The sequence below is a fragment of the Enterococcus sp. DIV0724b genome (assembly GCF_050531475.1).
Taxonomy (GTDB): Bacteria; Bacillota; Bacilli; order Lactobacillales; family Enterococcaceae; genus Enterococcus_L; species Enterococcus_L haemoperoxidus.
Window position 1 is genome coordinate 1,721,748 of the sequence record NZ_CP172890.1, and the last position, 24,094, is coordinate 1,745,841.

General features: G+C 35.7%; 21 protein-coding genes and 1 other annotated feature. Of the genes, 19 read left to right on the top strand and 2 right to left on the bottom strand.

All coding sequences use genetic code 11. The annotated features are described in order from the left end of the window. Positions 1-48 precede the first annotated feature (48 nt). The 8 genes from IGJ02_RS07925 to IGJ02_RS07960 all read left to right on the top strand — a co-directional run bounded on the left by IGJ02_RS07925 (position 49) and on the right by IGJ02_RS07960 (position 7,575). Positions 49-483, top strand: coding sequence for a DUF1934 domain-containing protein (locus IGJ02_RS07925; RefSeq protein WP_430604009.1), 435 nt, complete (start codon positions 49-51; stop codon positions 481-483). A 75-nt stretch (positions 484-558) separates the two neighbouring features. Then, entirely contained in the window at positions 559-1,191 is a 633-nt protein-coding gene (gene rpoE / locus IGJ02_RS07930; protein ID WP_010761302.1) for a DNA-directed RNA polymerase subunit delta, read from the top strand. A gap of 304 nt (positions 1,192-1,495) precedes the next feature. Further along, the gene (locus IGJ02_RS07935) at positions 1,496-2,329 is read left to right on the top strand and encodes a PRD domain-containing protein (protein ID WP_430604011.1); all 834 of its coding nucleotides are present in this window, start codon (positions 1,496-1,498) and stop codon (positions 2,327-2,329) included. A gap of 21 nt (positions 2,330-2,350) precedes the next feature. After that, positions 2,351-4,348: an N-acetylglucosamine-specific PTS transporter subunit IIBC gene (gene nagE, locus IGJ02_RS07940; protein ID WP_430604012.1), complete on the top strand. Its 1,998-nt coding sequence runs from the start codon at positions 2,351-2,353 to the stop codon at positions 4,346-4,348. A gap of 194 nt (positions 4,349-4,542) precedes the next feature. Continuing rightward, positions 4,543-4,995: a hypothetical protein gene (locus tag IGJ02_RS07945; protein WP_430604014.1), complete on the top strand. Its 453-nt coding sequence runs from the start codon at positions 4,543-4,545 to the stop codon at positions 4,993-4,995. A 15-nt stretch (positions 4,996-5,010) separates the two neighbouring features. After that, positions 5,011-5,175 carry a hypothetical protein gene (locus tag IGJ02_RS07950; RefSeq protein WP_430604017.1) on the top strand — a complete coding sequence of 55 codons (165 nt, stop codon included), beginning with the start codon at positions 5,011-5,013 and terminating at the stop codon, positions 5,173-5,175. Positions 5,176-5,378: 203 nt separating this feature from the next. Further along, positions 5,379-6,566: an elongation factor Tu gene (gene tuf, locus IGJ02_RS07955; RefSeq protein WP_010761307.1), complete on the top strand. Its 1,188-nt coding sequence runs from the start codon at positions 5,379-5,381 to the stop codon at positions 6,564-6,566. A 136-nt stretch (positions 6,567-6,702) separates the two neighbouring features. After that, positions 6,703-7,575 (top strand): PhzF family phenazine biosynthesis isomerase, encoded by an 873-nt coding sequence (locus tag IGJ02_RS07960; protein ID WP_430604019.1) that lies wholly within the window; start codon positions 6,703-6,705, stop codon positions 7,573-7,575. A gap of 32 nt (positions 7,576-7,607) precedes the next feature. On the opposite strand, the gene mprF is transcribed toward IGJ02_RS07960, so the two are convergent. Together mprF and IGJ02_RS07970 are read right to left on the bottom strand one after the other, a co-directional pair. Continuing rightward, positions 7,608-10,196 (bottom strand): bifunctional lysylphosphatidylglycerol flippase/synthetase MprF, encoded by a 2,589-nt coding sequence (gene mprF, locus IGJ02_RS07965; RefSeq protein ID WP_430604021.1) that lies wholly within the window; start codon positions 10,194-10,196, stop codon positions 7,608-7,610. 9 nt (positions 10,197-10,205) lie between these two features. Then, positions 10,206-10,925: an alpha/beta fold hydrolase gene (locus IGJ02_RS07970; protein ID WP_430604022.1), complete on the bottom strand. Its 720-nt coding sequence runs from the start codon at positions 10,923-10,925 to the stop codon at positions 10,206-10,208. Between the two features lie 176 nt (positions 10,926-11,101). Here IGJ02_RS07970 and IGJ02_RS07975 point away from each other — a divergent pair, with 176 nt between their 5' ends. From IGJ02_RS07975 to IGJ02_RS08025, 11 genes are all read left to right on the top strand, one after another. Then, on the top strand, positions 11,102-11,719 hold the full coding sequence (locus tag IGJ02_RS07975; RefSeq protein ID WP_010761311.1) for a lysozyme family protein: 618 nt from the start codon (positions 11,102-11,104) through the stop codon (positions 11,717-11,719). A 142-nt stretch (positions 11,720-11,861) separates the two neighbouring features. Then, on the top strand, positions 11,862-14,198 hold the full coding sequence (locus IGJ02_RS07980; RefSeq protein ID WP_430604024.1) for a cation-translocating P-type ATPase: 2,337 nt from the start codon (positions 11,862-11,864) through the stop codon (positions 14,196-14,198). Positions 14,199-14,237: 39 nt separating this feature from the next. Further along, entirely contained in the window at positions 14,238-14,471 is a 234-nt protein-coding gene (locus IGJ02_RS07985; RefSeq protein WP_010761313.1) for a hypothetical protein, read from the top strand. 52 nt (positions 14,472-14,523) lie between these two features. Beyond that, entirely contained in the window at positions 14,524-15,411 is an 888-nt protein-coding gene (locus tag IGJ02_RS07990) for an SPFH domain-containing protein (RefSeq protein WP_430604089.1), read from the top strand. 296 nt (positions 15,412-15,707) lie between these two features. Then, positions 15,708-17,618, top strand: a complete 1,911-nt coding sequence (gene dnaG / locus IGJ02_RS07995; RefSeq protein ID WP_430604026.1) for a DNA primase — start codon at positions 15,708-15,710, stop codon at positions 17,616-17,618. A gap of 72 nt (positions 17,619-17,690) precedes the next feature. Then, positions 17,691-18,797, top strand: a complete 1,107-nt coding sequence (gene rpoD / locus IGJ02_RS08000) for an RNA polymerase sigma factor RpoD (RefSeq protein WP_010761316.1) — start codon at positions 17,691-17,693, stop codon at positions 18,795-18,797. 157 nt (positions 18,798-18,954) lie between these two features. Next, complete coding sequence (locus IGJ02_RS08005) at positions 18,955-20,934, top strand: cell division site-positioning protein MapZ family protein (protein ID WP_430604028.1); 1,980 nt, start codon at positions 18,955-18,957, stop codon at positions 20,932-20,934. A 262-nt stretch (positions 20,935-21,196) separates the two neighbouring features. Then, positions 21,197-21,901 carry an AzlC family ABC transporter permease gene (locus tag IGJ02_RS08010; protein WP_430604029.1) on the top strand — a complete coding sequence of 235 codons (705 nt, stop codon included), beginning with the start codon at positions 21,197-21,199 and terminating at the stop codon, positions 21,899-21,901. Then, positions 21,894-22,220 carry an AzlD domain-containing protein gene (locus IGJ02_RS08015; protein WP_010761319.1) on the top strand — a complete coding sequence of 109 codons (327 nt, stop codon included), beginning with the start codon at positions 21,894-21,896 and terminating at the stop codon, positions 22,218-22,220. The genes IGJ02_RS08010 and IGJ02_RS08015 overlap by 8 nt, the downstream gene beginning before the upstream one ends. Before the next feature lie 20 nt (positions 22,221-22,240). Beyond that, positions 22,241-23,110, top strand: a complete 870-nt coding sequence (locus IGJ02_RS08020; protein ID WP_430604032.1) for a CvfB family protein — start codon at positions 22,241-22,243, stop codon at positions 23,108-23,110. 123 nt (positions 23,111-23,233) lie between these two features. Next, positions 23,234-23,731 (top strand): Fur family transcriptional regulator, encoded by a 498-nt coding sequence (locus IGJ02_RS08025; RefSeq protein ID WP_010761321.1) that lies wholly within the window; start codon positions 23,234-23,236, stop codon positions 23,729-23,731. 117 nt (positions 23,732-23,848) lie between these two features. After that, positions 23,849-24,091: a binding site (T-box leader), on the top strand. Positions 24,092-24,094 lie beyond the last annotated feature (3 nt).

The following is a 24,094-nucleotide window of genomic DNA, read 5'->3' on the forward strand; positions in this document are numbered from 1 at the left end:
GAGACTGAAAAAGCCCGTTACACTTTTAAATTAAGGAGAGTGCTTTTAATGGATTTATCACAAGGAACACCAGTATCTATTCAATTGAAAACAATAGTAGATCAAGCTGGTGAGAAAAAGAACTTTTATTTTGACTTGGAAGGTCAAATCGTAAAAATCGGAGATACATTATATATTCGTTATAAAGAAGAACAAGAAGAAGGGGAACCTGTTCCTGTGACGATCAAAGTTGAACCTGATGGAAAAATTCAGCTAATTCGTGCTGGTGGTCTTAGAATGCGTTTGAAATTTGCTTATCAAGAACGTTTGGAAACGAGTTATAAAACACCATATGGGTTATTTCAAATCACGACGTTTACCCGTAATTTACGTTTTAGTTTGAAAGATCAACCAGTTGCTGGTAGTATTTTGATTGATTATGATTTATACTCTCAGGCAGAAAAAATAGGGGAATATCATTTAGAACTAGAATTTACTGCGTAATTATGCAATAATCAATTGATTTTTTCTCCATGTTTTTGTATGATAAGGAGTAGACTGTGAAAGGACGTGTACCGTTTGGAAATTAATGTATTTGACGGGTTGAACAAAGATGAATTATCCATGATCGAAGTTGCGCACGCAATTTTAGAACAACGTGAAGATGTGATGGACTTCTCTGATTTAGTAAACCAAATTCAAAATTATCTTGGAAAATCTGACAGCGAAATTCGTGACTCTTTAGCACAATTTTATACTGACTTAAATATTGATGGCAGTTTTATCTCTCTTGGAGATAACCGTTGGGGCTTGCGCTCATGGTATCCAATCGATTCTATCGACGAAGAAGTAACACATGGTTTAGACGAAGATGAAGAAGACAAACCACGCCGTAGAAAACGTAAGAAAGTCAATGCCTTTATTATTGATGCTAATGATGAAGATGTGATCGACTACAACGACGATGATCCGGAAGATGCTGAATTAACGGATGAAGATGACGACGATATTCTTTACGATGATGATGACGATGAAGAAGATGAAGAAATCAAAGCATACAATTCAGATCTTCAAGAAATCGGAGCAGATTCTGATGATGAAGAAGAAGTGTTGCCGGGAATTGAAGAGGATCTTACAATTATCGATGAGGATGATGTAGACGACGACTTCGATGATGAAGACGAATACGCAAATCCTGAAGAGGAAGTATAAAGTCTTAAAATATGAGTGTTCTCGCATTGAGAACACTCATATTTTGATTCATTAGATTTAAAAAACTAGATTTTTAGTTTAGTAAGAAAAACTAGATCAAAATGATTGACAAATGGTCTATATCTTTGTAAACTATCACTGTTAACAAAAATGAATAGCGTTTTCATGTGACTAGATAATACTAGGCATGGAAGAATTTCAATAAAATATGATATACTCATATTTTGACGGGATTGTTCTATGCTTTTTTTGTTGTCTTATAGCAGGGGAACGGACAATCTACTTCTGCAGAAGAGGAATGTTTATGAAAATCAAAAAGGTGCTTAATCAAAATGCTGTGCTTGTTGTTGATGCTGGACAGGAAAAAGTGGCAGTTGGTAAAGGCGTGGGTTTTAACAAAAAGAAAAACGATCTGTTATTCCCACAACAAGTGGAAAGAATGTTTGTAATGGAACCAGAAGGTTTGAAAAAGCTTCAAGTTTTATTATCACAAATCGATGAAAAGTATTTTTTTGTCACAGAAGAAATCATTTCTCATGCTGAGACAGTGCTAGGTGAAAAATTGAATGAACATATCAATATTGGTTTGAGTGATCACATTGCATTTGCCGCAGAGAATATCCAAAACAATATCATTGTGCGAAATAAGCTTTTAAATGAAATTGAAATTCTTTATACAGAAGAATTTTCAATTGCGCAATGGGCAGTGGATTATTTGACACAAACGTTAGGCATTCCATTTAGTTACGATGAAGCAGGCTATATTGCAATCCATATTCACAGTGCTCGTAGCGGACGAACGGATAATAGTAAAAGTATTCGTGAAGTCACTATTGTTTCAGAAATTATTCATTTGATCGAGCAAGAATTAGGTATCAATATACATGATGAAAAGATGAGCTTAAGCTACTCAAGACTAGTCAATCATCTCCGCTTGTTTATTCACCGATTTCAACAAAGTCAGTATGCAGTTTTAGACGATGAAATTTTGGATGTTGTGCGTAAAAAATACGCAGAAAGTTACGAAATATCTAAAAAAGTTCAAGTTTTGTTAATGAGAAATTTTCACTACCAAGTACCAAATGAAGAATTAGGTTATCTGGCTATTCATATCGAACGGCTGAGGATGATCAAATAAAAAACAAGGAGAGATACAAAAATGAAAGCTTATATGCAAAGAATGGGACGCTCATTGATGCTTCCTGTAGCGGTATTGCCAGCTGCTTCTCTATTAGTAGGGATTGCAAACTGGATCGTAGGGACAGTAGGACCTAGTGCAGCTACAACATTTTTAATGAATGGCGGATTAGCGATTCTTGACAACTTAGCATTATTATTTGCAGTCGGTTTGGCATTGGGAATGTCAAAAGATAAAGATGGCGCTGCAGCACTTGCAGGTTTAGTCGCTTATTTGGTTCCTAAGACAGTATTAGGAGCAGCTTCTGTACAAGCAATAATGGGATTAAGTGACATTGCAGATGTAAATCCAGCGTTTAACAGTATGGGCAATAATGTATTTGTCGGAATTATTGCTGGTTTAACAGCTGCTGCGATGTATAATCGCTTCTCTAACGTGAAATTGCCAATGGCACTTTCATTCTTTAGTGGTAAACGTTTAGTTCCAATTATGTCAGCTATTGCTATGCTAGCAATTTCATTTGTTTTATTATTTATCTGGCCAGTTGTCTATAATGGCTTAGTAGCATTTGGTGAAGCTATTTCAAGTTTAGGTTTTGTTGGAGCTGGTTTATATGGATTCTTCAACCGTCTATTAATTCCAACTGGATTACACCATGCGTTGAATTCAGTATTCTGGTTTGATGTTGCAAATATCAATGATATTGGTAACTTCTTAGCTGGACAACAAGCTTTAGATTCAGGTAAAGCTATTATTGGTCAAACGGGCATGTATCAAGCTGGATTCTTCCCAGTAATGATGTTTGGTTTACCAGCAGGAGCATTTGCAATCTATCAATGTGCTCGCCCAGAGAAGAAAAAAGTAACAGCTTCATTGATGTTAGCAGCAGGTTTTGCAGCATTCTTTACAGGTGTAACTGAACCTTTAGAATTTTCATTCATGTTTGTGGCATGGCCCTTATACGTAGTACATGCTGTACTTACAGGTCTATCTTTAGCGTTTGCAGCATTTATGCATTGGACTGCCGGATTTGCGTTTAGTGCTGGTTTTGTTGACTTCTTCTTAAGTTTAAAAAATCCAGTTGCAAATCATCCAATGATGTTAGTCGTTCAAGGTTTAGTCGTTGCTGTGATTTATTACTTTGCATTCCGTTTTGCAATCACTAAATTTAATTTAATGACTCCCGGGCGCGAAGAAGGTGATGGCGAAGAAACACCAGATTTAGATAGTACTGGTGACAATAAATTTGCTGTATTAGCAAACAAGATCTACCAAGGTTTAGGAGCAGATGCGAACGTTACGTCAATCGATAATTGTACAACTCGTTTACGTTTAACTGTTAAAGACACAAGTAAAGTCGATCAAGCGAAAATCAAAGCAACTGGCGTTCCGGGCGTGAAAGTGATCGATGATACGAATATTCAAGTTATTGTTGGAACAGAAGTTCAATTTGTAGCCGATGAAATGACTAAAATTCGTAATGGTGCAACACCAGTTACTTCAGGTGAACCTGCAAAAAAGCCTGAAGCGAAAACTATAACACCAAAAGCAACTTCAAAAGAGACTGAATTATTTGCTGTTGCGAACGGAAAAGTTATTCCAATTTCAGAAGTCCAAGATGATGTCTTCTCAGCAAAAATGATGGGTGATGGATTTGCAGTTATCCCAACGGATGGTGAAGTATCAACTCCTGTTGCAGGTAAGATTACAAGTATTTTCCCTACAAAACATGCTTTAGGAATCCAAACAGATTCTGGTATTGAAGTATTGTTGCACATGGGCTTAGACACCGTTGAGCTAAAAGGTGCTCCATTCACTTTACACGTTGAAGAAGGTCAAGTTTTGAAACAAGGCGATAAAGTAGCGACAATTGATCTAGCAGCTTTAGAAACGGCTGGTAAAAAATCTGATTTAATCGTTGTCTTCACAAATCAAGATATTGTTGAAAAATACGATTTAGTAAAAGCAAACCAAACAGTTTCTGCTAATGATTCAATTGGTAAAGTAACTGTAAAATAAAGACTTAAAAAACTATCCGAGAAAATTTCTCGGATAGTTTTTTTCTACGGTTGCTTTATTTTTTTTGTATGATATGGTTAAAAGTGTACTTGTTTTATGTTATCCAGTTGAAAGAGCTAGCATTACCCTCTGCCTCGATTTAACGAAGGCCGACAAGATCTTTCAGCTTATAATTTAGGAGGAGATTATCTTGCATGAATAACGCTGGACACAAAGAAGTGCCAGTTGATGATCATACGGTTTCTTTGTGTCATATTGGTAAATATGATGAAAATGAGGAGCAGATTCAAATGATTATTATTAAAGGAAACAATCCAAGAAAAATCAACAAAATTTGGGAATTAGTAAAAAAAGAGCATACAGGGAAGAAAATTGCGATTATTGGCTACCCTGGAGGAATTCCCCATAATTTTATTCGTGCAAAACAAATGCCAGCATATGAAACAATGACAAAACACAACATACTTGATGATTTAACCCGTTTTTTAAAAGAAACAAAAGATCGATTTAAAGCAATCATCCTTTACATTGATTGTGAATCTCACTTAATAGATTCGATAACGGAAACAACAACGTCTTATAAAGAAAAATTTATCTTAACTGTTTATGATGAAAAAGTATATGAGCAAGTGGTTGATGGAGAATAAAGGTGGTAATATACTATGAACGAAAATACTGAACGACTGTTGGGGCTAATTCAAAAGTTTCAAGCAGAGGATCTGTCATTAGATGATGCAATAGAACTTCGCCGATTATCAGCAGAGTTTACGAATATATGCGGAGAAGCTGTTGAACAGAAGATGGATCAGTTTTACAAAACTAAGTAATTTATTCAACTATAGCAAAAGAAGAACAGAAATAGTTCTGTTCTTCTTTTGCTATAGTAACGACAAACTCATTTACTTATAAATAGTAAGCAAATAAATTGTGTATTTATTTTAAAGGTATATAATAACACTATAAAGGTCAGATATGGTCAGTTAAAACTGATTGTCTATGGAACCTTTAAACAAAATAGGAGGTTTGTAAAATGGCAAAACAACATTATGACAGAAGTAAACCACATGTAAATATCGGCACAATTGGACATGTCGATCACGGAAAGACTACATTGACCGCTGCAATCACAACAGTATTAGGGAAAAAAGGCCTAGCAAACCCGCAAGACTATGCTAGTATTGATGCAGCACCTGAAGAACGTGAACGCGGCATTACAATTAACACATCACATGTTGAATATGAAACGGAAGCTCGTCACTATGCCCATATCGATGCGCCAGGGCACGCAGATTATGTTAAAAATATGATCACAGGCGCAGCCCAAATGGATGGAGCGATTTTAGTTGTATCAGCAACGGATGGACCGATGCCCCAAACCAGAGAACATATCTTATTATCTCGTCAAGTGGGCGTAAAATATTTAATCGTTTTCCTTAATAAAATAGACTTAGTCGATGATGAAGAATTGATCGATTTAGTTGAAATGGAAGTTCGTGAGTTGTTGAATGAATATAATTTTCCAGGAGACACTACTCCAATCATTAAAGGCTCTGCCTTAAAAGCACTACAAGGAGACCCTACAGCAGAAGCGGCGATCGTGGAATTGATGGACACGGTGGATGAGTATATTCCAACGCCAGAAAGAGACACAGACAAGCCATTATTATTACCAGTGGAAGATGTCTTTTCAATCACAGGTCGTGGAACAGTTGCGTCCGGTCGAATCGATCGAGGAAAAGTAAGTGTTGGAGATGAAATAGAAATTGTTGGTATTAAACCTGATACGCAAAAGGCGGTAGTAACAGGAATTGAAATGTTCCGTAAAACGTTAGACTACGGGGAAGCAGGGGATAATGTCGGTGTTCTTTTAAGAGGAATTACTCGAGATGAAATTGAACGCGGACAAGTCATTGCAAAACCAGGATCAATTACACCACATACTAAATTTATTGCTGAAGTTTACGTTTTAACAAAAGAAGAGGGCGGACGGCACACACCGTTCTTTACAAATTATCGTCCACAATTTTATTTCCGTACAACTGATGTAACTGGCGTCGTTGAATTGCCAGATGGAGTTGAAATGGTCATGCCAGGGGATAATGTCACAATTGATGTTGAATTGATTCATCCAATTGCGGTAGAAAAAGGAACAACTTTTTCAATTCGTGAAGGTGGACGAACGGTTGGCTCAGGTATTGTCACTGAAATACAAAAATAATAAAAGAGTCTATTTAGAATTAAAACTCGAAACAAAACGGACCATTCGTTTTGTTTCGAGTTTTTTTATCGCAAAAACAGAATCCATCTTTAGTCAGATATGCTATACTATAAAAAAAGTGAAGGGATTATAGAAGATGAACTGTACTGTTTTAAGAGTAGATGCATTCACCACTACCGTAGGCAAAGGAAACCCAGCTGGTGTGGTACTTGACGGAGATCGATATACAACGGAAGAAATGCAGAATATTGCAAGAGAAGTTGGTTTTAACGAGACTGTTTTTGTTTGCTCCAGCGATATTAGTGCATTCAAATTAAGATATTTTACTCCTGGTCACGAAACACCACTATGTGGGCATGCTACAATTGGAGCGATTTTTGCTCTTTTTAACGGACAAGGTGACCAACAATTACAGATTGAAACTAGTGCAGGTATTTTACCAATCACATATAAAGCAGACAGCAAAAAAATTACAATGAGACAGGCAAAAGCTCAGTTTATTGATTTTAAAGGAGATAGTGCAGCTCTTTGTCAAAGTCTTGGGATAAAATCAGAAGATTTACATCCGAATTTACCTATTCAATACGGTAATACAGGGTCATGGACATTGATCGTTCCAGTGATTGATACAACGGTCTTAGATGAAATGGAACCAAATCAAGAATCATTTCCAGAAATTCTAAAAGAAATGCCTAATTCATCTATTCATCCTTTTGCAATTTGCAATAAACAAGTAGGGCTGTGTACAGCCAGACACTTCTCCTCACCATTTTCTGGAACAACAGAAGATTCAGTGACTGGAACAGCTTCCGGAGTGATGGGGGCCTATTTATTAAATCATACTTATGTGGACCGAGAAAGTATTGAAATCAGGGTTTCTCAAGGTAAGCATGTCAAAAGTGAAGGGATTGTCTTGGTTCATGTTATAAAAGATGCTAAAGGCGCACATCAAGTAAGTATTTCAGGAACTGCATGCCTCAACAAAAAATTTGATGTGATTATAAAATAAAAGATAGCTGAAAGATCTCAGCTATCTTTTATTTACCGTTGGTATCTATTTCTAAGAATCCGGCGAACACCATGCATCTTCTTCTGTTTTTCAATCGGAGCATTGTCTAAGATCAATAAAACAACCATCACGTAAGCAATGAAACTGTTTCTTGAGTATAAGGTGTATCTAGATACCCACTCAGACGCGTATTTTTCTTTATAATCACGTAGCCCTCGGAATGAATAGAAACGTGAACCAAATTCATAAACCAGATAAGCAATCCGTTCTTGAATAAAACTTTTTTTTGATGTTCCAACATTAGATAAAGGAGCCATCCCTAAATTAAAATAAGTGAAGCCTTCATCGTTCATGTAGTTAAACAAGGAAATAAATAGGTAATCCATCACACCGGATGGCGCTTCTTTGCTATAACGCATTAAGTCGATCGTACCTTCTTCTTTCGTATAGGTTGGCATGATATTTGCAAAAGCGACGATTCGATCTTCTTGGTTTTTGGCAACAGCTATTTTTCCTCTTTGTAAATAACTTTCAGAAAAGAAACCCAATGAGAACCCTTTTTCTTTACGACTACCAAGCCATTCATCGGAAACTTGTTTCAACTCTTGCATTAGTTCGTTAGAGAAAGGAGGGGAGAAGACTTCAAATCGATAATTTTCTTTTGTAAAACGATTCATAACAGCTCGTTCACTCTTCATTTTTTTACCTGACAAAGTGAAGTTCGGCAAGTCTACATGTGCTTCTTCTCCCATTTTGATGAAGTCATAACCAAATTCATGTAGGAACATCACAACTTCTTCAGATGCTTCATAGAAGACAGGTAGATAACCCCATTGATCCGCTTCGTTGATAAACTGTTCAACAGCAGCTGAAAAATCTTCTTTTTTACCGGATGGATCTCCCATAACTACACATTTATTATTTAATGTTTTAAACTGTAGTAAAACTGTATCCTCATTATTTTGATCAGTGTAAATATACATATCTTTATCTTTGAGAAAAATCAGCTGACTATCGGTATTGCCTCCATAAGTAGTCAAAAGATTAAGAGCGCGCTCTTCATCTAACGGAGTTCCGATTGTGTGTTTTTTACCTTCGAGATAACGAATAAATAAATAACTAAATAGTGTCACTAAACAGATGCCAATAAAACCAGAAAACCAAATTTTTTCCGATGGAAATAAAAAGAATGAGATAAAGTGACGTTTGTGATGAGGAAAAGTCGGTAAATTGTATACACCTATCACGATATATAAAATGGTTAACGCAAGAAAAATGATACCGTCAATCGTAATCATTTCCCATGAGTAAACTAATTGTTCTCTGAATAGTTCTCTTTTTGAGAAAATGATGATTACGAGTAAAAGGCTAAGAAAAACAATGACACCCCAACTGAAATCTTTAAAAAATGTATAGACCAACGTGATCAATATCAACCCAATCGTAGGCAAATATGCACGTTTGACTCTAGCAGCAATTCCTCGTCCCATAATTAGCAATAAAAAACCTAATAAAATAGCAGGTAGTTGTGTAATGAGGTGGAAAGAAAGTGGGTTGAATTTCTTTAACCAACTAAATTGACTAAAGGCTTCTGGAATCGTAGCAGAAAGAACGATCATAATGCCTGAAAAATACATGAGAAAAACAACAAACTTGTGCGCTAATTCTGTCGTTAGTTCTCTTGGAATACCAGAATAACGAGTATTTAAACTATGACTTAGATTTTTTACAAAAAAGATAGCACCGATCATGAACGGTATAATGTAATAAAATAGGCGATAGAGTAAAATCCATACAACTACGACTTCTCGATCGATCCCTAGAGTGGATAAACCGACAATCATCATGATATCAAAACTACCCAATTCCCCAGGAATCATGGAGACGATCCCGATGACCGAAGCAGCTATGAAAAGAGGGATGATTTGGACAGGATTCATTTTGACGCCCATCAACATGCCAATCAATATAAAACTGCCTAAAACACCAGTCCATTCTAAGAATGAAGTCAAAATAAGTCCAGCGCGTGTCGAATGATCAATATCACCGATATATTCATCTTTTTTGATCAAGCTTGCAACTATAACAACAGGAAAATACAAGCCGCCGCCGATCAACCAAATCCAATATTGTTGTAAGTAATCATTAGTATGACCAAACATAACTATGAAAAAAGCAATCAAACTGTAAATCGAAAGACCAGACATAAGAAAAATTAGGATCTTCGAAAGCGCTCGAACAACCATTTTGCCATCTTTTTCTTTTCCATAAAACTCTGAGCGCAATCCAATACTAACTAAGCCGCCAAATCCAGCAATATTATTGATTGTATTGATCATCCAACTACTTTCAATGAGAAAAATCTTTTTAGGCTTTTGTTTCAATATTTTATTTAGAATCACGTCGTAACCAATCATTGGTGAAACGGCAATCAGACCAATTAGGAACATCAGAACAATCTTCCAAATAGCAAGATCTTGAAAAATAGCTCCAAGTTGTTCGAATGAAATTGTTTTACTGATAGAAAGCAATTCGCGAAAAACAATCACGACTACTGAAAAAATAAAGATTGTTTTAAAATAACTGACATGATCTTTGATCCATTGAAGCATTTTTTTCATTATTAGCACCTACTTTTCTTGTAAAAATGTTAAGATTTCTTTATTAAATGTTTCGGGATCTTTTTTTGCAAAAGAATGTCCGTGTTTTGGAACTAAAATAAAGGATGCATGTGGGATTTCTTTTGCTAGATAAATTGAATGAGCTCGTCTGATGATATCATACTTACCAACAATTACTAAAGTCTTAGCAGATAATGTTTGAAGATCAGATTTAGACACGCCAATGTCATGTGTCATTAAACGAACAACGAGTAGTTGACGTTTTGCTTTCTTATTAAATAAGGAAAGAAACTTCAAAAAGGTGTACTCTATTGTAGTAAAAATTCTTATAGGCAAACTGACTCCTTGCACCTCAGTGTTTCCAGCATTCAATACTAAACGATGAATCATATTGGGGTATTTTTTAGCAAAAACCATTGCCAAATTAGCACCATCACTAAAACCTACAATATCTGCTTGTTTAATCTGTTCTTGTTCCATGAGTGAGTACAAATCTTCTGCCATTTGCTCAAAAGTGAGTGAGTTACTATTGTTTGTCGAACGAGCATGCCCTCGGCTGTCTACAGTAAAGACTTTGAAGTAGCGGCTAAATTCTGGTACTTGTTTTTCAAAATATTTTCCGCTTCCGCCATTACCATGAAGCAGGAATAAAGGGAAGCCTTTACCTGATATTTCGTAATAAATCAAGCTTTTATCCTTGGTCAATAGTAGTTTTTTTTGTTTTTCCATATCTCGTTACCACCTATCTTTCATAGTATATCGGTTTTCACTTAGATTTAAAACTGAAATGGGCAAAGAAAATTCCAAATTTTTCTTAAAGAATAATAAAGAATCCGCCTTTTTTTAGATTTTTTTTGAATAATAAAGTATGATGAAATCTACTCACAAAAAGTTTGGATGATAAGATGGGCAAATTGATGAAAATTGTAAAAAAAATACTGCTCTTATTTTTTCTATTGCTGATTATCGGGTTAGGATATTTTGGGTTTAAAATTCGCCAAAATGTGCAGCAAGTGATGACCTACGAAGCTGAGGTAGAACAGGCAGTCAAAGAAAATAATATTCCTGAATATAAAAATTTAGTTTTAGCTATTATTTACACTGAATCAAAAGGGCGTTCAGAAGACTTGATGCAAAGCAGTGAAAGTGCATATGGTAAAAGACAAATGATTGGTACAACTAAAGAAAGTATCGACACAGGAGTTGCTTTTTTGGCACAATCAATCGCGCAAGCCGATGAAGCTGGGTGTGATATTTGGACAGCTGTTCAAGCATATAATTTTGGATTAGATTATATTGCCTTTGTAAAAGAACGGGGCGGAAATAATTCGATTCACCTTGCAGAAGAATATTCAAAAGAAGTCTTGTCACCGTTACTAGGCAATACAGACCAAAAAACATATCGTTATTATCGACCACAAGCATTGATCTACAATGGGGGCTTTTTGTATAATAATGGTGGAAATATGTTTTATGCTGATCTTGTTAAGATGAACGAGCAATTTATTAAGTGGTTGAACTAATTAAATACCAAAGTAATTGGTCCTTGAGAATATCGTCTGTTAAATAGTACGAATTCTTGAGGATTTTCTTGAACTTCTTTCTATTAACAAGTAAACTAAAGAAGATGTATTTTTAACGAGGAGAAAGTAGGGAACTGAATCCATGACAAATAAGTTTGACCTAAAACAGGGATTAACTCAATTAGAGGTAGAGGAACGAAAAAAACAAGGGTTACAAAATGATTATGAGGAAAATGTTGCTAAATCTACGAAAGACATCATTTACGACAACGTAATGACATTGTTTAACTTTTTAAACTTTGGGATCGCGCTATGTTTATTTTTTGTTGGAGCTTATTCCAATTTAGCGTTTTTAGCAATTATATTAGTGAATATGGGTATGGGAATCTATCAAGAAATCCATGCAAGAAATTTAGTACAAAAATTATCAATTGTAGCAAAAGAAAGCGTCCATGTTATTCGTGATGGTAAACAGATAGAAATCGATACAAAAGAATTAGTCATAGATGATATCGTGGTGATTTCCGCTGGAGAACAAGTTCCGTCTGATATGGAAGTTTTAGATGGGAAAGCAGAAGCTAATGAAGCGCTATTAACTGGTGAATCTGATTTGATTGAGAAAACAGAAGGCGCTATTTTATTATCGGGCAGCTTTCTGGCAAGTGGTCAAGTTTACGGAAAAGTTATTCATGTTGGAGCGGATAATTATGCAGTTAAAATCACTGCAGAAGCCAAAGTGCATAAACCAATTCAATCTGAATTAGTCAATTCGATTCGTAAAGTATCGAAATTCACGAGTTTAGTAATCATTCCTTTGGGGATTATTTTGTTTGTAGAAGGGTTCTTAATTCGTAACTCTGGTTTAGAAGCGTCAGTGGTCGCATCTGCAGCGGCATTACTTGGAATGTTGCCAAAGGGCTTGGTTCTTTTGATCAGCATCACGTTAACTACAGGAGTCGTAAAATTAGCTAAAAAACGAATTCTTGTTCAAGATATGTACTCAATCGAAACTTTAGCGCATGTCGATACACTTTGTTTAGATAAGACGGGTACAATCACTGAAGGGAAAATGAAAGTTCAAAAAGTAGAAATTTTACATGCCAACTATCATGAGAATTTTCCTCAAATCATCGGTAGCTATCTAGCAGAAAGTACAGATAATAATATTACAATGCAAGCTATTCGTGATCATTTCGAATTGTCTAACCGTTATGGTGCAGTTAAATCATTGCCATTTTCTTCTGAAAGAAAGTGGGGAGCTATCGAGTTTACAGAACTAGGAACGGTATATCTTGGTGCTCCTGAGAAATTAGTTACAGCAGATCGTTTACCGAAAGAAGTGATTGAAGCACAAGAAAACGGCTATCGTGTATTAATGTTAGCCATTTCCGAAAATGCTCCACTGAATGAAGAAAAGATGCCGTATTTAGAACCTTTGGCTGTATTAGAAATCGATGATCCGATTCGTCAAAATGCTAATGAAACATTAGCTTATTTACGTGAAGAGGGAATCGATTTAAAAGTTATTTCTGGTGATAATCCGGTTACTGTTTCTAATATTGCGCGTCGTGCTGGATTATTTGGTTATGAATCTTATGTTGACTTATCGAAAATGGAAACAGAAGCTGAAGTGCGCAAAGCAGTCCATGAATACACTGTGTTTGGTCGTGTATCACCTCAGCAAAAACGTACGATCGTTCGAGAATTGAAAGATAATGATCATGTTGTTGCCATGACAGGTGACGGTGTGAATGATGTTTTAGCATTAAGAGAAGCTGACTGTAGTATAGCCATGGCTGAAGGTGATGGGGCGACAAGACAGATTTCTAATTTAGTATTATTGGATTCTGATTTCACAACATTGCCCGATGTTTTATTTGAAGGTAGACGTGTTGTTAATAATGTAACAAAAGTTGCGAGTGTATTCTTTATAAAAACGATTTATTCATTTATTTTATCAATGATTTGTGTATTTACTACTATTGCATTTCCATTTATACCGATCCAAATCACATTGATTGATTTAGCAATTGAAGGATATCCAGCATTCTTCTTGTCATTTGAAAGTGATAAACGAAAAGTACGAGGTAAATTCTTACCGACGGCATTAAGAAATGCATCTGTTAATGCAGTTTTAGTAGTGTTAAATATTGTTGCTGTATATTTGATGGGCCAAAACCAAGGCTTCACTCAAATGGAAACAACGACGTTGATGTATTACTTATTGATTGGTATTAGCTGTATGGCAGTTGTTCGCGCATGTTTGCCATTTAATCCACTTAGAATTTTCTTGGCTGTTACAACCGTGGGAGGGATTTATGTCGCTGCAATGCTGTTCTATAGTATCTTAGAAGTAGGATTTTTAAATCAGCAGACATTACCTATTTTTGCAGTAATGATGCTTATTAATATCACTGTTCGAATCATAGTTGGACTTTTCCAAATGAAACGATCTGGTACAACAATCAAAGATCTTTAAAAATGGAGTAAAAAAGTGTGGAAATAAGGAGGGGTATATATGAGTGGTGAGTATCAAATGCGCAAAACGATTGGAAAGTGTTTTCGGTCATCGACAGATAATTTTAATGGAATCATTCGAATATACGGTAGTCCATATATGTATCGTGTAATCAACGGTATCCCGGAGAAAGGGGCGATGTTAGAGGTCGTAGATTTCTCCAGTACCGAATTATTTGTAACTGTAAACAACTACTTATTCGAAAGTGATGTGAATTATATTGATAATCCTTAATATTCTAATTTTTATCATTGTTCTTGTTTTAGTTTTACTTCTAATTTCAAAAATGGTGATTATTGTCCAGCAAGGTGAAGTGAAAATTGTTGAAAGTTTTGGTAAATATGTTAAAACAATCGATCCAGGGCTTCATTTTCTGATCCCTGTATTGTATAAAGTAAGGGGTCGAGTATCTTTAAAGCAAACACCTCTAGAAATTGAGTCTCAAAGTGTGATTACGCGCGATAACGTAATTGTAGAAGTAGATGAAGCAATTAAATATCATGTAACAGATGTTCGAGCTTTTGTTTATGACAATGAAGATTCTGTGACGTCAATGATTCAAGATTGCCAATCAAATCTACGTGGTATTATCGGAAAAATGGATTTGAATGAAGTGCTTAATGGAACCGAAGAAATCAATGTAAGTCTATTTGAAAGTGTAAAAGATATTACTGCTGGTTACGGATTATCAATTGATCGAATCAATATTGGCGAAATTTCTGTATCAGATGAAATTGTAAACTCGATGAACAAACTGATTACAGCTAGTCGTGATAAAGAATCGACGATTACGATTTCAGAAGGTAGAAAACAATCAATCATCTTAGATTCAGAAGCGAATGCATCACAAATGCAAATCGATGCTGAAGCGAGAGCGAAACAAACGAAAATCGATGCAGAGGCGCGTGCAGAAAGAACCAAGATCGATGCTGATGCTGAAGCAGAAAGAATTCGTATAACAACAGAAGCGGAGAGACAACGTATCTTAGCTTTGAATCAAGCAATCAAAGAAAGTGATTTAAATGAACAAGCTTTAGCTTATTTAGGGATAGAAGCATTTAAGCAAGTTGTTAGAAGCGATACAAACACAGTGATCTTACCCAGCAACATGACTGAACTAGGGAATATTCCTGTTGTTAAAGAATTGTGGAATGCACAAGATACTAAAGATTAATACTAAGCATGATGTGGAGTGATCCAAGTCATTGACGAAAAAAACAGATACGCTATTATCTGTTTTTTTCGTTTCTTTAAAGATAATTCTAGTTAACTATATATATATTATGTAAACAATGAGTTTCAGAATTTCACAGTTATGAAAATAAAGGTGCAATTTACTTGAAAATTATGTTTAGTATGATACAATAAAACATGTGTAATTGTGTCTTTTGAAAGTCGCGCTGAAGATTTCAGTGCTTTTTTACTGACTATCGCATAAATTAGCTTTTGCTATTTTTGGAGGTGAGAACAGTGGCACAAAGAATTCCTCAAGAAGTTATCGAGGAAGTAAGACAACGTACGAATATCGTTGATGTCGTTGGACAATATGTTCAATTGAAAAAATCCGGTAAGAATTATATGGGTTTATGTCCGTTTCATGAAGAACGTTCCCCTTCATTTTCAGTAGCAGAAGATAAACAAATTTTTCATTGTTTTGGCTGCGGAAAAGGTGGAACTGTTTTTAATTTTCTGCAGGAAATAGAAGGGATCAATTTCCCAGAATCCGTAAGAAGAGTGGCTGAATTAGAGCAAATACCCGTCAATATCGACTGGGTCAATACAACGGAGTCAGACTCAACGGAAAATCTGCAAACTCGTAAGTTGATCGAACTGCATAAAAAAGCAGCTGATTTATATCATCATGTTTTGATGAATACGCAAATTGGTGAACCGGCGTTGAATTATTTATTAGAACGCGGGCTGACAAAAGAACTCATCGAAACCTTTAAAATCGGATTCGCTCCTCAAAAACGTGACTTTTTAAGTCAAGTATTCCAAAATGAAGAAGTAGCTGAGGATTTATCCAAGGAGTCTGGATTGTTTATTCAAAGAGACAACGGTGAGTTTTTAGATCGTTTTTATCAGCGTGTTATGTTTCCAATCAATGATGATCGTGGCAACGTGATTGCTTTTTCAGGAAGATTACTTAAAACAGAAGATTTTCCGGGTGATGATATGCCCAAGTACTTAAATAGTCCAGAAACAGTCTTGTTTAATAAAAGAGATACATTATTTAACTTTGACAAAGCTCGTAAAGAGATTCGCAAAGAAAATACTGTGTTTTTATTTGAAGGATTTATGGATGTTATTGCAGCTTGGCAAGCAGGTATTACTAGCGGTGTCGCCTCTATGGGAACTAGTTTGACTAACGAGCAGATTCGCAAACTTGAACGAGTAGCGAAAGAACTTGTAGTTTGCTACGATGGTGATACCGCCGGAGTAGAAGCGACAAATCGTGCTATTTCTTTATTAAGTGAGCACAGTCGTTTTCAATTAAGTATCGTTAGTATTCCAGAAAAACTGGATCCAGATGAGTATTTAAGAAAATACGGCAACGAGTCATTTCGTGAGTTAGCATTGCATGGTCGAGAAACTGTTTTTAGCTTTAAAATGCAGTATCATCGTTTGACTAGGAATATGAACAACGAAAAAGAACAATTGGATTATGTGAATGATCTGCTGCAAGAATTGATATTAGTACAGTCGCCATTAGAGCGAGATCGCTATTTGAATCAATTAGCGCAAGAATTTCAGCTATCCTTTCATTCTTTAGAAGAGCAGTTGAAGCAACTTGAAACGCAACAACGTTCTACTAAGAGAAGAGAACGGCAACAACAAGTAACACCGCCACCTCAAGCTTATGAGATCGACGACATGCTGGAACCGCCAGAAATGTTTGAAGAAGTAGTTGTTACTCCGTCGGTTCAAAATAAACTACCATTAACACAAGTAGAAAAAGCAGAGCGCACGTTGTTGTATCGTTTAATGAATGAACAAAGCGTCAGAAATCAACTGATTCAGCTAACAGACTTTAGTTTTGCTCATGACCAATATCAAGAACTTTATTTGTTGTTAGATAGTTATATGAGTATTCATTCTGACTTTCTACTAGCTGATTTTATTGATTATCTAAAAGATGAAACAATCAAAAAATTAGCGATTGATATTTCTTTGCAGACCATTTCAGAAGAAAGTTCTGATCGTGAAATTGCAGATGTCATAAGAGTGATTGGAAATTCCAGCTTGGAAGATCAGATCAAGGAAAAGCAACTGCAAAAAAAAGAAGCAGAACGTCTTGGAAATAAACCTTTAGTTGATGAATTAGCAATCGAAGTCATAAGCTTAGTAAAACAATTGCAAAAAAGTCGTACAGCGTCCTAAAAGTTTTAGGCGATGTAGTTGACTATTATTTATATATTTAGCCGAATGGAAAAATGAAGGGGGCCTTCTTTCATGGAAAAAGAAACAGAAAAAAAATATGCAGCTGCAGTGGCAGCCTTTATCAAAGAGAGCAAACCAAAAGGTACTGTTCTTTATGATGATCTAACAAACAAATTAGCAACGCCATTTACATTGAATGCAGATGAAATGGAGAAGTTGATCCAAAAAGTTGAAGACGCTGGAATCAGTGTTGTTGATGAAAATGGTGATCCAAGTGAACATAGTCTTAAAAAAGACGCAAAAGTTGCTGAAAAAGCCCAAATGGAAGATTTATCTGCCCCGACTGGTGTTAAAATCAACGATCCTGTTCGTATGTATCTTAAAGAAATCGGACGTGTTCAATTATTAACAGCAGCAGAAGAAGTAGAATTGGCTTTAAAAATCGAAGAAGGCGATCAAGAAGCAAAACAACGTTTAGCTGAAGCTAACTTGCGTTTGGTTGTTTCAATTGCAAAACGTTATGTAGGACGTGGTATGCAATTCCTTGATTTGATCCAAGAAGGAAATATGGGGCTAATGAAAGCTGTAGAAAAATTTGATTACCGTAAAGGATTCAAATTTTCAACTTATGCTACTTGGTGGATTCGTCAAGCAATCACTCGCGCGATCGCTGACCAAGCTAGAACAATTCGGATTCCTGTGCATATGGTGGAAACAATCAATAAATTGATTCGTATTCAACGTCAATTGCTGCAAGACTTAGGTCGGGAACCAACGCCTGAAGAAATCGGTGCAGAAATGGACTTGCCGACCGAAAAAGTGCGTGAAATATTGAAAATTGCGCAAGAGCCAGTTTCGTTGGAAACACCAATTGGTGAAGAAGATGATTCTCACCTTGGGGACTTTATTGAAGATCAAGATGCAACAAGTCCTGCTGAACATGCAGCATATGAGTTGTTGAAAGAACAATTAGAAGATGTACTTGATACATTAACTGACCGTGAAGAAAATGTTTTACGTTTACGTTTTGGTCTAGATGATGGACGTACAAGAACATTGGAAGAAGTTGGGAAAGTATTTGGTGTAACCCGCGAACGTATTCGTCAAATCGAAGCGAAAGCACTACGCAAATTACGCCATCCTTCTCGTTCTAAACAATTAAAAGACTTTCTAGAATAAGAAGTTTTTCTTAAAAATTTGAACAGCTCTTTTCGATTTCTTTCGGAAAGGGCTGTTTTTAACAATCGTAACAAAAAAGTTAGAGAGTACATATTGGAAGAAACGTGATTTTATGGTAGATTAGATTTACGAATGTGTAGAATGTGAGGCGGAATGAATGACGAAACAATGTCCGAATTGCGGAACAGAAATAGACAATAAAGAAGACCTATGCCCGAAATGTGGTTATTCTTTCAAAACGAATCAGAAAAAAGCAATCAAAGAGTCAGATAATGCTACCTCTAACGAAAAAGCAGACGATACTTCTAGTTTTTTGAATAAAGAGCAAAATGAAAATATTGAATGGTCTGAATTGAAGGATATGAGTATTGGACATGTAATGACGATGTTCAATGAACAACAATCAGACGAAAAATCACCTGAATCAACAGAAGAAGTTCAGGAAGAATCATCCGAAAAAGCACAGATAATTAAAGAGATAGAAACGCCAGTTGAAAAAGAGGTTATCTCGTTAGAAAACGGATCAGACGAACTTTTGAATACGGCGGCTTTAGATCAATACATCAATGAACATAAAAATGACAAACCAATGATTGATGACCTATCTGAATCAGAAGATCATGAAGAAACTGATAAAAAAACAGAGGCAGATCAACCTGACTCTTCTAATGAGCAATCAAAGACGAAAGATAAAGGACAAGATGACGTGAAATCCAACGAATCAGATCATAAATCAACAGAATCAAATAAAGAATTGCCGCAAGATAAAAAGAACCAATCGCAAGAAGAAATTACAAAATTCACTAAACCAGAAGAACAAATAGAAGATTCAAAGCCAATTGGTCCTAAAGCTTTACCGACCAACACATCTGAGATTCCATCAAAGAGTAAAAAACCAGAAGAAATTGAAATGGATGCAGCACCTATTTTCTTTAAAGATGCTGAAGAAGCCAAGACTGGTAAAAATCAATTTGAAAAACCGACAGATGAAAAAACAGTTGCAAACGAAACAAAAAATGATTTGCCGATTACAGCATCAAGTAAAAACTATAAAAAAATGTCGATTATTTTAGCAGCAGTTGTCGTACTTGCTGGTGGCTCTTGGTTAGCCTATAATCAGACTCAAAAGAAAGATACAATTGGTGGAGAAGTCTCACAAAAACAAGAAAAATTAGCAACTCAAACAGAGAAAGAGTTAAAGAGTTATTTTACAGATGACAAACAACTATTCCTTAAACCAGAGATGGTGAGCGTTAGTCCAAAAGCAATCAAAGAAAATTTAGATACGCTTAAAGATGAACCGAATTACAAGGAGCTTGATGCTATTTATAAAAAAGTTATAGAAAAACAAACTGCAATCACAAAAACAAATGAATTATTTGCTCAACCAATTATTGATGGCAGCAAATTAAAAGATGTCGCAATCAAATCTGACAAAAAAGTCGACCTTGCCAAACGTGAAGAAAAAGATGACTTTGATAAATTACTTAATCAAGCAACCGATCAAGCTGTAAGTCAGTACGATCAATTACAAAAGGCTAAAGCAGCAGTTGATGTATTTTATAAAAATAATGAATTGACAGATGCTTTAACAAGAGAAAACTATACTGTGGCAAAAACAGAAGTAGATAAAGTAAAAAGTGATACACTACGTAAACCGCTGAATGAAGCATTAGTTAAAGCTGATAAATCATTGACAGATACTGAAGCCTTGAATGCGCCACAGCAACAAGTCCCAGTAGATCAAACGCCAGCTCAAACAAATGAAACACCTACGTCTGACTACCAAGGAAATAATACACAAACAACAAATGGCGTACAACCGGATTCAAATACTTTTTCAGCACCGAATGCTCAAGGTGTCTATACAGATCCTGTATATTCAGTCAATCCAACTGATGTTAGTGATATGAGTAATCCAGCTTGGAGCTGGGCACCAGGAATTCAGGAAAAAGTAATCGCAACTTGTATTGAACGTGGCTATATCACAGCTGGCGGCTATTCTTTACAACCGGCAAGGATTATTAACGGTGAGGGGTATTACAATCTATATGGCTCAGACAACCAGTATTTAGTCACAATTAATGCGAAAACTGGGTGGTTTAAAGGAAATGCTTCAAGAAATGCTGGAAGATAGCGAATAATCTTTTCAGAAGATGAAGATAGGTGTGAAACAAAAGTGAAAATTACTTTTGTTTCACACCTTAATTACCAATAAACGTTGGTATCAGAGATAACTTTTTTGGACACAGGCTAAAACCTACAAAAATTTGAAGATGGATCTTCGTGGTTTACTGCTTATTTCTACAGCTAAAGACTTCTATTCATCTTCGTTTCTCTTCTCATGTTTACTCAAGAAAAAATATCAATGACGATTGATTTATCGCAAGGAGAACTGTATGGAAAAAAAAGAATATCTCACATTTAGAGAAGGGGTCAATGCTTGCATACCAACTATTTTAGGTTATTTAGGAATTGGTATCGCTGCAGGTGTAGTGGGTAAAAATGTCGGTCTATCAATTGCGGAAATAGCATTGATGTCGATTTTGATTTATGCTGGTGGAGCACAATTTATTATTTGTGGTATGTTAGCGATTCATTCGCCAATTTCTGCCATTATATTTACGACATTTTTAGTTAATTTACGCCACTTTTTAATGAGTATGTCTGTGGCAACTTATTTTAAAAAAGAGCCTCTAATCACTAGTATTGGAATCGGAACACTTTTAACAGATGAATCTTATGGTGTCCTTATGACGGTTTTAAATAATGACTACCGAGTTAGTTCTGCTTGGACTCATGGTTTAAATATAACGGCTTATTTAGCTTGGATTCTTTCAACAATTTTAGGTGGTCTGCTTGGTACCTGGATTCCAGATCCCTATCTGTTAGGATTAGATTTTGCTTTGGTAGCAATGTTTGCAGGATTATTTATTTTACAAGTAGATGGACCTATCAAGAAATATACGAAAGAAACCTTGATTGTTTTAGCGACTGTTTGTATCTCTTTGTACTTTTTTATGGGCTTTTTTTCGTCAGAACTTTCTGTTTTATTCGCTACGCTTTTAGGTTGTACAGTTGGGATGGTGAATCACCATGAGTAGTAATTATGTATTATTGACTATTCTAGGGTGTTCCTTAGTCACTTGGATTCCTAGAATTTTTCCTTTTTTAATTTCAAAACGAGTAGATTTTCCAGCATGGTTTCTAAGGTTTTTATCCTATATTCCAATTTGTATCTTGACGGCACTCTTATTTCAGAGTATTTTAGATGTTCAGGCAACAGGCTTTCCTAAAGTAAAAACGTTAGAAGCGTTAAGTTGTATTCCTACTTTACTTGTTGCTATTCGTACCAAAGATTTAATGAAAACAGTGGTAGTAGGAATCGTTACGATTGCATTATTACGTATTTTTTTAGGCTAAGCGCCAGAAGGAGAAAATTTATGAACGAATTATTAGCACAAATTTTTACAGCATTAGTGATCGATGAAAACGAAAGTCATTATTTTTTACAAAAAAATGGCATCACTTTGCGTTTATCTAAAGAAGAAGGTAGCCACGAAATTGGCGAAGCTGTAGAAGGCTTTGGTTATATGAATCAAAAACAAGAACCTGAGATGACGACGCTCATCCCAACAGCTCGAATAGGTCAATACGCATTCGGAACAGTGACAGGTACAAGACGTGATTTAGGCGCTTTTGTGGACATTGGTTTAAAAGATAAGGATGTGGTCGTATCTTTAGATGAACTGCCTGTAATGCGTGAATTATGGCCTAAAAAAGGCGATCAGTTGATGGTTGCTTTGAAAGTTGACAACAAAGAACGGATTTGGGGCGAATTAGCAGATGAGAAAATTTTTAAAGCTATGGCTAAACCTGGAACAGAAGAGCTAAAAAATGAAAACATTAGTGGCATCGTTTACCGTTTGAAAATGATTGGGTCATTTGTTTTGACTGATGATTTTTATATTGCATTTATCCATCCTTCAGAACGTTACCAGGAGCCTCGCTTAGGCGAAAGAGTGAATGGTCGTGTGATTGGCGTACGTCCAGACGGCACACTAAATATTTCTTTAAAACCACGTGGTTATGAAGCAATCAGTGATGATGCGGCAATGATTTTGACCTTTTTAGAACGGTCAGCTGATCATAAAATTCCATTCACTGACAAATCTAATCCAGAAAAAATCAAGCAAACTTTCGGTATTAGCAAAGCCCAATTTAAGCGTGCAATCGGTAATCTGCTGAAGCAGGGCAAAATCACTCAAGAAACAGGATTTACCATTTTAAAAGAAGAGCAACAAGAAAAATAATTGTTTTTTCATTCTAATTGAGAATCACTTGCAAATATTTTGGAGTTATTTTATACTTATTATAATTTGTTACTACAATGTATAGTTCTAGATTAAAATAATTATAAATAAGGGGCTGCATTTATGGATTCTACTGCTGCTTTAAAAAAAACAAAACAACAATTGCACGAATCTGGTTTTAAACTGACGCCTCAACGAGAAGCGACCGTTTTGGTATTATTAGAAAATGAGAAAGATCACTTATCTGCGGAAGAAATTTACTTTTTAGTAAAACAAAAAAGCCCAGAGATTGGTTTAGCAACGGTTTATCGTACTTTAGAAATTTTAACTGACTTAAAAGTCGTAGATAAGGTAAGTTTTAACGACGGATTGGCTCGTTATGACTTACGTAAAGAGGGAGCTAAGCACTTCCATCATCATCTTTTATGTTTAGAATGTGGCAATATCGAAGAAGTTGAAGAGGATTTACTAGGCGAAGTAGAGCAAGTGATCGAACAGCGCTATCATTTTATGGTGAAAGATCATCGGTTAACATTTCATGGTATTTGCCAAGAGTGTCAGCAAAAAAAGAAAAATCAGCCTACAGAAGAGGTTAGTTCTGGATTTTCCAGTTCGAACTAAGTAAATTAGATTTGTTGAGGATTGTGACCCTTAGAATGATGTCCCATCCTCAACCTTTTTCTTTTTGAAAAAGATTGACAATTCTGAAAGAATCTCTTACAATGACTTCAATAAACAATAAAAGTTTTGACAAGAACTAGTAAGATCATACAGGTGTACAGAAAGTAGCCGGTTGTTGAGAGGCGCATAAACCTAATGTATCTGAATTCCTCTTTGAACTTCACACCGAACTGAGTAGGCTGTGACGGTTACGCGCACCCGTTATTGTGCCAAGGTATAATTTTGTACCTGACAAGTCAATGAGTGTAAACTGATTGAAAACAAAGGTGGTAACACGGATCATTCGGTCTCGTCCTTTTCAGC

Bases quoted from the DNA above. Each gene is read 5' to 3' on its own strand.
- IGJ02_RS07935 (WP_430604011.1), top strand. From the start codon at position 1,496: ATGAAAATCAAAAAGGTGCTTAATCAAAATGCTGTGCTTGTTGTTGAT.
- IGJ02_RS08020 (WP_430604032.1), top strand. From the start codon at position 22,241: ATGAACGAATTATTAGCACAAATTTTTACAGCATTAGTGATCGATGAA.
- IGJ02_RS07945 (WP_430604014.1), top strand. From the start codon at position 4,543: ATGAATAACGCTGGACACAAAGAAGTGCCAGTTGATGATCATACGGTT.
- IGJ02_RS08010 (WP_430604029.1), top strand. From the start codon at position 21,197: ATGGAAAAAAAAGAATATCTCACATTTAGAGAAGGGGTCAATGCTTGC.
- IGJ02_RS07975 (WP_010761311.1), top strand. From the start codon at position 11,102: ATGGGCAAATTGATGAAAATTGTAAAAAAAATACTGCTCTTATTTTTT.
- IGJ02_RS08025 (WP_010761321.1), top strand. From the start codon at position 23,234: ATGGATTCTACTGCTGCTTTAAAAAAAACAAAACAACAATTGCACGAA.
- IGJ02_RS07980 (WP_430604024.1), top strand. From the start codon at position 11,862: ATGACAAATAAGTTTGACCTAAAACAGGGATTAACTCAATTAGAGGTA.
- IGJ02_RS07950 (WP_430604017.1), top strand. From the start codon at position 5,011: ATGAACGAAAATACTGAACGACTGTTGGGGCTAATTCAAAAGTTTCAA.
- IGJ02_RS07970 (WP_430604022.1), bottom strand. From the start codon at position 10,925: ATGGAAAAACAAAAAAAACTACTATTGACCAAGGATAAAAGCTTGATT.
- mprF (WP_430604021.1), bottom strand. From the start codon at position 10,196: ATGAAAAAAATGCTTCAATGGATCAAAGATCATGTCAGTTATTTTAAA.
- IGJ02_RS08015 (WP_010761319.1), top strand. From the start codon at position 21,894: ATGAGTAGTAATTATGTATTATTGACTATTCTAGGGTGTTCCTTAGTC.
- tuf (WP_010761307.1), top strand. From the start codon at position 5,379: ATGGCAAAACAACATTATGACAGAAGTAAACCACATGTAAATATCGGC.
- IGJ02_RS07990 (WP_430604089.1), top strand. From the start codon at position 14,524: ATGGTGATTATTGTCCAGCAAGGTGAAGTGAAAATTGTTGAAAGTTTT.
- IGJ02_RS08005 (WP_430604028.1), top strand. From the start codon at position 18,955: ATGACGAAACAATGTCCGAATTGCGGAACAGAAATAGACAATAAAGAA.
- rpoD (WP_010761316.1), top strand. From the start codon at position 17,691: ATGGAAAAAGAAACAGAAAAAAAATATGCAGCTGCAGTGGCAGCCTTT.
- IGJ02_RS07985 (WP_010761313.1), top strand. From the start codon at position 14,238: ATGAGTGGTGAGTATCAAATGCGCAAAACGATTGGAAAGTGTTTTCGG.
- nagE (WP_430604012.1), top strand. From the start codon at position 2,351: ATGAAAGCTTATATGCAAAGAATGGGACGCTCATTGATGCTTCCTGTA.
- IGJ02_RS07925 (WP_430604009.1), top strand. From the start codon at position 49: ATGGATTTATCACAAGGAACACCAGTATCTATTCAATTGAAAACAATA.
- IGJ02_RS07960 (WP_430604019.1), top strand. From the start codon at position 6,703: ATGAACTGTACTGTTTTAAGAGTAGATGCATTCACCACTACCGTAGGC.